The 7,364-nt window shown below is 65.5% G+C and carries 5 protein-coding genes; all 5 read left to right on the top strand.

Translation table 11 applies throughout. The annotated features are described in order from the left end of the window. Positions 1–681: 681 nt before the first annotated feature. The 5 genes from VN461_21625 (at position 682) to VN461_21605 (ending at position 7,098) form a co-directional block, all read left to right on the top strand. On the top strand, positions 682–864 hold the full coding sequence (locus VN461_21625) for a hypothetical protein (protein ID HXB57376.1): 183 nt from the start codon (positions 682–684) through the stop codon (positions 862–864). A gap of 166 nt (positions 865–1,030) precedes the next feature. Continuing rightward, positions 1,031–2,452 carry an O-antigen ligase family protein gene (locus tag VN461_21620; protein HXB57375.1) on the top strand — a complete coding sequence of 474 codons (1,422 nt, stop codon included), beginning with the start codon at positions 1,031–1,033 and terminating at the stop codon, positions 2,450–2,452. A 61-nt stretch (positions 2,453–2,513) separates the two neighbouring features. Next, positions 2,514–4,529, top strand: a complete 2,016-nt coding sequence (gene asnB / locus VN461_21615; GenBank protein ID HXB57374.1) for an asparagine synthase (glutamine-hydrolyzing) — start codon at positions 2,514–2,516, stop codon at positions 4,527–4,529. Further along, complete coding sequence (locus tag VN461_21610; GenBank protein ID HXB57373.1) at positions 4,526–5,830, top strand: glycosyltransferase; 1,305 nt, start codon at positions 4,526–4,528, stop codon at positions 5,828–5,830. The genes asnB and VN461_21610 overlap by 4 nt, the downstream gene beginning before the upstream one ends. After that, positions 5,827–7,098, top strand: coding sequence for an acyltransferase (locus VN461_21605; protein ID HXB57372.1), 1,272 nt, complete (start codon positions 5,827–5,829; stop codon positions 7,096–7,098). Before VN461_21610 ends, VN461_21605 begins: the two co-directional genes overlap by 4 nt. Positions 7,099–7,364: the final 266 nt, after the last annotated feature.

Genomic DNA, 7,364 nt, shown 5'->3' with positions numbered 1-7,364 from the left:
CACGGTGGCGCAGACGGTCGTCCGGGCGGGGACACCGCCGGGCACGCCGGGGTTCCAGGTGGTGAGCCGATCGGGGGGGAGGATGGCGGCCGTGGCCGGCGAAGCGATCGCAAGACCGACGCCAAGGACGAGCGCACGTTGGCACCATCGGGTCGAGGGGGATCCCAAAGGCATCGGTTCTCCTTCATCCAGGAGCCGCCGTCTGCCTTGAGGAGCCAACCCGCTTGCGCCCGGGGGCTCGTCCTTCTCTTGAGAAGGGGCTCTTTTTCCGCCGACAAAGTAGCCGTTATGACCGCACCGGGGATATTGGGGATATGCCTTAGATCACGCGGTTTTTCGCCTTAGTTTCTTGCTCAGTAAATCATTTAGACACAGGGAGATACTGCGAATGACGCCCTCATGCGCCCCAGCCGCTCGCCTCGGCAGGCCGCTGGCAGGAAGGAAAGCCAGGTTCCGCCCGGCCCTCGGCCAAGTTGCCGGAGGATGCGCGTCGCGAGCGTCTTCGGACGAAAAGGCATGGGGGTTGGAGACGAGGCGGCGTTTACAGGAGCCGCTTGGCTCGACGATCACCGGCGGCGGAGGATGGACGCGATGCCCCGGCGCTGCGCCTAAGGCGAGAGCCGTCTTCGCCAAGGTGATGGGCGAGCAACATCGCGAGTAGAAGCTGCGGCTCACCAACGCATGTTCAAACTGCTCCTAATCTCGATCGTGATGGTGCCCGTTCTGCTGGGCATGCAAACGGCGAAGAGCCGCAGCGAGCGGCGTGGTCTGTCCATATTGCTTGCCTTGATGCTCACCTATGACGTGCTCTACGTGCTGATGCTTTTCTATCTCCGCGTCCGATGGGTTGACTGGGCGTGGTAGGGGATGAGTTCTTGGAGCCTCCTCTTTGCAACTGTCGATGGCACCGCTACCTGACGAATGGACGATGAGCGCTCACAGGAGGGACGGCCTGAAGGCAGTTCGGTACATCACGACAACCCAAGTCACCCCTACCGGCCCCTTTCCGGCTGACAGCTAGGCGGACTGGGTGCTCTGCCGGGTGTTGTGCGCGCTTCTATTCGTAGCTTGGACTGCGGAGTCGACGCGGGAGAAGGTGCTGTACTACGGTTACTGGCGGAGCCCCTTCCAGATCTTCGGCTGGCTCTTCGAGTCCCTCCCCATCATCGACCTCGTCCCGTGGCAGGTCCTGCTCCTCGCGCTCGTGCCCCTGTGCTTGCTATTGCCCGGTGCCTTTCGCAAGCGCGCCTGGCCCATGGATGCGGCCATTCTGACCAGCTTCGTCAGCATTGCCATCACCTTCCTATGGGGTTGGATACGTGGCGGTAGCCCCTACAACGCCTACTACCAACTGTGGAGATTCCTCGTTGGTTTGCTCGTCAGCCTTCTGCTCATTTCGGTCGTACGCAGTTCCCGCGACCTGAAGGCGCTTGGCTTTACCGTCCTGCTGGCCGCGCTCGTTCGCGGCACGCTCGCGATGTACTTCTACTGGGCGGTCGTGCACGGCAAGATCGAGCCGCCCCCGCCCTACATGACGACTCACGACGATACGCTCCTCTTCGTCGCCGGAGTGCTCATCGCACTGAGCTGGGCGCTCGCTCGTGGGAGCCTGGGATCTTGGCTAACCGCGGCCCTCGTGTCAGCCCATTTGTTGTACGCCATCACTTTGAACAACCGCCGCCTCGCCTGGATCGAGTTGGTCCTTGTCCTCGCACTCGTGTATTTGGTGCTTCCGCGGGGAAGAACCCAGCGGCGGGTGAACGTTGTCTTGCTGGTCACGGGGCCCATCCTTCTCGCTTACGTTATCGGCGGCTGGGGCCGGACGGGGGTGCTGTTTGCGCCGCTGCGGGCGCTCTCCACGGCCGGTAGCTACGATGACAACTCGTCTCTGGGCCGGGAGGAAGAGACCCGGAACCTTCTCTACACGCTCTCGACGGGCGGGAACCCGCTACTGGGGACCGGCTGGGGCATACCCTATGCCAAGGTCACGAGCGTCTACTCCAACTTTGAGGAGTGGTGGCAGTATCGGTACCTCCCCCATAACTCGCTCCTCGGCGTGGCCGTCTTCGGGGGGCTGGTCGGGATCTTCGGCATCTGGCTCGTAGTGCCGGTGGCTGCCTTTCTTGCCATGCGCGGCTATCGGGGGTCGACGCGCGCCGTCGATCGCGCCGCGGCCATGGCCGCTCTCTGCATCCTGGCCGCCTACGGTGCCCAGTGCTACGGGGACATTGGCTTTCAGGCCCTCACCTGCAATCTGATCCTGGGTGTTGCCGTCGCGGTAGGAGCCAAGGTCTCGGTCTGGAGCGGGGCCTCACCGGAGGTCGGAAGAAGGGGCGGGATGCGGGCGGCGGAGGCGATGTCAGAAGCAGCCCTGCCAGCGGTGGACGGAGCACCCGGAGCGGCCGATCGCCAGGGGGCATTCGCCTCGGCAACTTCGGGCTTGAGTCGATAGTGGCCAGGGCCAGAGGGCCACGCCCGGAGTGGCAATAGCCGTCTAACCAGGGGAGCGAGCCATGTGTGGCGTTGCCGGGGCAATACGGAGGATTCTCGACGGTCGCGAGGCGGCGGCGCGGCCGCGCAGCGAGAAGATCGTCGGCTTCGTCGAGAGGATCAGCGAGGCACAGCGGCATCGCGGGCCGGACGGTTCCGGTCTGTGGGAGTCGAGGGATCGGGAGATCGTCTTCGCACACCGACGCCTGGCCATCCTGGACCTGAGCGAGGCTGGCGCCCAGCCCATGGTCGACGACGACTCCGGGTGTGCGATCACCTTTAACGGCGAGGTCTACAACTTCGCCGAGATCCGGCGCGAGCTTGAGGCAGGGGGCGAGATCTTTCGCTCGTCGTGCGACACGGAGGTGATCCTAAAGGCCCATAAGCGTTGGGGCATCGACGCCGTAAAGCGCTTCCGTGGGATCTTCGCTCTCGCTCTATGGGACCCGCGCGCCCGCGCCGTCCACCTCGTGCGCGACCCTCTGGGCATTAAGCCTCTCTACTGGACCATCTTTCGCGACCCCGATACCGGCGAGGAAGTCACCCTGTTCGCGTCCGAGGTGCGGGCCCTCCTTGCCTGCGGCGCCATACCTCGCCGCCTCGAACCCGCCGCCGTGGCCTCGTACCTCTGGCACGGCTTCGTGGTGGGCCCGGACACCATTGTGGAGGGCGTGCACCTCCTCCCCGCCGCCACCATCCTGACCATCGAGGCTGGCGACCTCACCCACCGCCAGAACTCGCGCAAGGCCCGCCGATACTGGGACATGCCCTCGTCGGCGGATGGCAAGACGACGGTGGCCGAACTGCGCGAAGAACTTATGAACACCGTCAAGATGCAGCTCGTGGCGGACGTGCCCCTGGGCGTCTTCCTCTCCGGCGGCATCGATTCGAGCGCAGTGGCTGCTCTGGCCAGCGAGGTCGTTCCAGACTCCGTGCATACCTTCACCATCGGCTTCGAGGCGGCCGCCTATGACGAGACGCACTATGCCCAGCTGGTGGCCGAGGGCATCCGCAGCCGGCACACCAGCATCACCCTCACCGAACAAAGCTTCCAAGAACAACTCCCCGACGCCTTCAATGCTATAGACCAGCCCACTTTTGATGGCATCAACACCTACTTCGTCAGCCGCGCTGCCCGCGGCGCGGGGATGACGGTCGCCCTGGCCGGTACCGGTGGCGACGAGATGTTCGGCGGTTACGCGAGCTTCGTGGACATTCCCAAGGGGCTGCGGGCGGGCGCCTGGCTGCCGGGCGCCGACGATGCAGGGATCGTCAGGCGCACCGTGGACAGCACCGTCACCCTGGGCGCCCGTTTCGTGAACGAGATGTCCTGGAACCTCCTCAAGGTGGCGCCCCCCCAAACGCGCTGGGGCAAGGTCGCCGATGTGGCGCGCGCGGCGCGCGAGGCGCTCGGCCTCTACCAGGTCTCTTACGCCCTCTTCACGCGGGAGACCCAGGGCATCCTGGCGGGCAGCGCGGTCCGCCGGGCTCAGGGGCAGCTGCAGCACGGCTTGCCCCCAGAAGTAGCCGCGGCCTGGCGGCAGCGGATTGGGGGAAGCGACGTGCTGCACTCGATCTCGTTGCTGGAGATCTCCAGCTTCGTCGGCGAGCGCCTGCTGCGCGATACCGATGCCGCCAGCATGGCCGTTGCCCTCGAGGTGCGGGTGCCCCTGCTCGACCACATCCTCGCCGAGACCGTGGCCCGCGTCGACCCGATCCGCCGGTTTTCACCCCCCCGCAAGAAGCAACTCCTGCGTGAGGTGGCGCTGGGCAAGCTCGATCCCGCGATCTTCGATCGACCAAAGTCGGGCTTCGTCCTGCCCATCGACACCTGGGCACGCCAGCGATTGCGGCCGCAGATGGAGACGGTGTTCGCCGACGATGGCTTGGCCCGGCGCGTCGGCTTGCGCGGGGAAGCGGTGCAGACCCTCTGGCGCTCCTTCGCCGGTGGCCGGTCAGGCCTGTACTGGTCGCGTATTTGGGCTCTCTACGTACTCCTGTCGTGGTGCCAGACCCACGACCTGTCTCTTCCCGCATGATGCCGATCGATCCAGCTGGGGCCAGCCCCAAGGTGCTCTTCCTGTCCGGGTTGCAGATCTACCCGACCATGTCGGGCGGAACGCTACGGAGCGCTGCCTTGGTCAACGCCCTCCAGCACCACGGTTTCGACGTGCGCGTGCACTCGCTGACGGGACGAAAGGCGGACTATCTGGCCCGCCGTCCGTCGTCGATGCAAGTGTGGCCCGGTGGGACCGAGGAGCGGGTCGACCGCGGAGTCGCCTCCGCGGCGAATTGGCTCGCCGGTTACGTCCTGGGGCTGCCCCCGGTTTGGATCAGCGCGCATCTCGGCGTCGCGGTCGGCTCACCCGGAGAGGCCCTACTCTCGGCCGCCTTGCGCCAAGAGCTGGCCTGGTGCGACGCCATCGTGGCCGACTTCCCATACCTCTATCCGATCTTCGCGGCACCCGCCGCGCAGGGAAAGCTTCGCGTACTCAGCACGCACAATATCGAGCACCACTTGTGGCGGAATCCTCTGACCCGAGCGGTGGTTCGCGAGCTGGAGATTCAGGCGGCCAAGGCTTGCGACATCTTGGTGGCCTGCTGTGCGGAGGACGCTCGGTTTTTCGAGGCGAATGCCGGTGTCCGGCAGGCGGTCGTGGTGCCCAACGGCGTCGACTTAGGGCGCTTTTGTGGGATCGAAGCCCACCGAGCGGAGGCTCGGCGGGCGTTGGGGATCGCCGATGACGTCATGCTGCTCTTGTTCACGGCCAGCAAGTGGGGTCCGAACCGCGAGGCCTTCGAGTACCTCCTCGAGTTCGCGAAGAGCCAGGCGCGCCTGCTGGTAGAACAGAGGATCCACATCCTCGTCGTGGGAGGCGTGACCGCGGAGCCTGTTCATCTCGAGGGGTTCACGGCAACGGGCAGAATTGACCGGGTGGAGCCATATTTCGCGGCCGCCGACGCCGCCCTCAACCCGATATCGAGCGGCGCCGGGACGAACGTGAAGATGTGTGAGTTCATCGCCATGCGGCTGCCGATCGTGAGTACGCCCTTCGGAGCGCGTGGGCTCGCCTTCCAGGACGCCAAGTCCGGCTTTCTGTTCGAAAAGGGCGGCTTGGCCGCGGTCCTCTCCAAGGTGCGTCGCCTCTTCGACGAAAACCCCCTCCGACTGAGGGAAATCGCCGAGGACGCCTACGCCCAGAACAGGAATGCCATCGACATGAACGCGTGCGCGCAGGTGCTGGTGGAAGCAATGGGACCCGCCCGGGAGAGGTTGGGCCTTCGGGGGCACGGCACACCGCCTGCGGAGGCTCCGGCCGCGGGTGGCCTAAGAGCATGATGGCTACGGTCGGCTTTGCACCGGTGGTGACGCAGGAAGCGCGCGAACAGGTCGGAGAGGTCGGCTCTCCCGCCGTGGCCGGCTCTTCGCGGCGGGCCACGCCCCGGTCTGGGTTTGCCGGTCACCTTCCCGCTCTCGACGGCGTGCGCGGGCTGGCCATCCTTCTTGTGTTGCTGTACCACTTTGTGGCCCAGACGACGGCCACCAACCGCTTCGAGGCGGCCGTCAACTGGGCTCTGGGCTATGGCTTTCTGGGGGTCGACCTCTTCTTCGTCCTCTCCGGCTTCCTGATCACCGGGATCCTCTACGACTCGCGCGCTGAGCCAGGGTACTTCCGCACCTTCTACATGCGCAGGGTGCTCCGGATTTTTCCGCTGTACTACGGCGTTCTGGCCGTCGTGTTCTTCGGCGTCTCGCTCATACCGGCCCTTCGCGGTTCCGAGATTGCGGGGCTGCGGGAGCACCAGGCATGGGCGTGGCTCTACGGGATCAACGTCTACCTTTCGATCCAGGGCGGCTGGGTATTGTCGTACATCGAGCATTTCTGGTCGCTGGCCGTGGAGGAGCACTTCTACTTCGTCTGGCCGCTGGTGGTCTGGCTGTTGGGCGCCCGGCCTCGGGTTCTCATGCGCACGGCCCTCGGCCTTGCCGCGGTATCGTTCGCCGCCCGTGTGGCGGCGTCGCTCTCGGGGGCGAGTACGGTTGCGACCACCGTGCTCACGCCCTTCCAGCTGGACGCCCTGTGCCTGGGTGGGTTCTTCGCGGTGTGGCTGCGACAGCCGAGAGGAGAGCTTGCCGTCAAGCGCACCATCCTGCCGATCGCGCTGTTGGGGGGGGCGGCGCTCGCCTTCCAGTTCGGGCTCCATCGCTTTACCGACGTCGGCCTGACCTTGATGCGGTCCGTGCGCGAAGGACTGTTCCGAGTGGTGTTCGTGGCCCTACTCCTGCACGCCCTGTTCGCGCCGGCCACGTCCTTGGTGGCCCGTTTCTTTCACAGCGGTGCGATGACCATGCTCGGCAAGTACAGCTACGGGCTGTATGTCTACCATCATTTCCTGTCCTACTACTTCCTCAAGCATGGCACCGAGTTCGCCTTGGCCCGCGTCGTCGGCTCGCACACTCTTGCGGTGATCCTCCAGTCCGGCAGCGGAATGGTGCTCTCAATGGCGGTCGCCTGGCTGAGCTATGAGTTCTTTGAGAAGTATTTCCTGCAGCTGAAGCGTTTCTGGCCCCCGCCTGGGAAGCCCGCCATCGCTCGCGCCGGCTGACGGCTCTCCGCGGACGGCTCTGGAAGGGACGATGGGTGTCGGGAGCTCGCCTCGGGCGTCCTGGAGACCCTCTGGTCGTGCCATCGCGGAATAGCGGCTGGCCCGCGCGCCCATTCTGCCGTGCAATCGCTGGACGGACGTCACGGAATGCCGGTCGGGGTTGGGCACGGGAGGTCATAAAGTGGCATCTCGATACCATTGGCCCGATGCGCCTTGCGCGCCCGAAGATCGCAATACGCCCTGGCGTGCGGCAAACCGGCTTCACG

The organism is Vicinamibacteria bacterium (assembly GCA_035570235.1).
In the GTDB taxonomy this organism is placed as follows: domain Bacteria; phylum Acidobacteriota; class Vicinamibacteria; order Fen-336; family Fen-336; genus DATMML01.
The sequence above is the reverse complement of the archived record's forward strand: the minus strand, read 5'-3'. Positions and strand labels throughout refer to the sequence as shown.

Excerpts from the sequence above, each read along its gene's own strand:
- VN461_21610 (HXB57373.1), top strand. The coding sequence starts at position 4,526 with ATGATGCCGATCGATCCAGCTGGGGCCAGCCCCAAGGTGCTCTTCCTG.
- VN461_21625 (HXB57376.1), top strand. The coding sequence starts at position 682 with ATGTTCAAACTGCTCCTAATCTCGATCGTGATGGTGCCCGTTCTGCTG.
- VN461_21605 (HXB57372.1), top strand. The coding sequence starts at position 5,827 with ATGATGGCTACGGTCGGCTTTGCACCGGTGGTGACGCAGGAAGCGCGC.
- asnB (HXB57374.1), top strand. The coding sequence starts at position 2,514 with ATGTGTGGCGTTGCCGGGGCAATACGGAGGATTCTCGACGGTCGCGAG.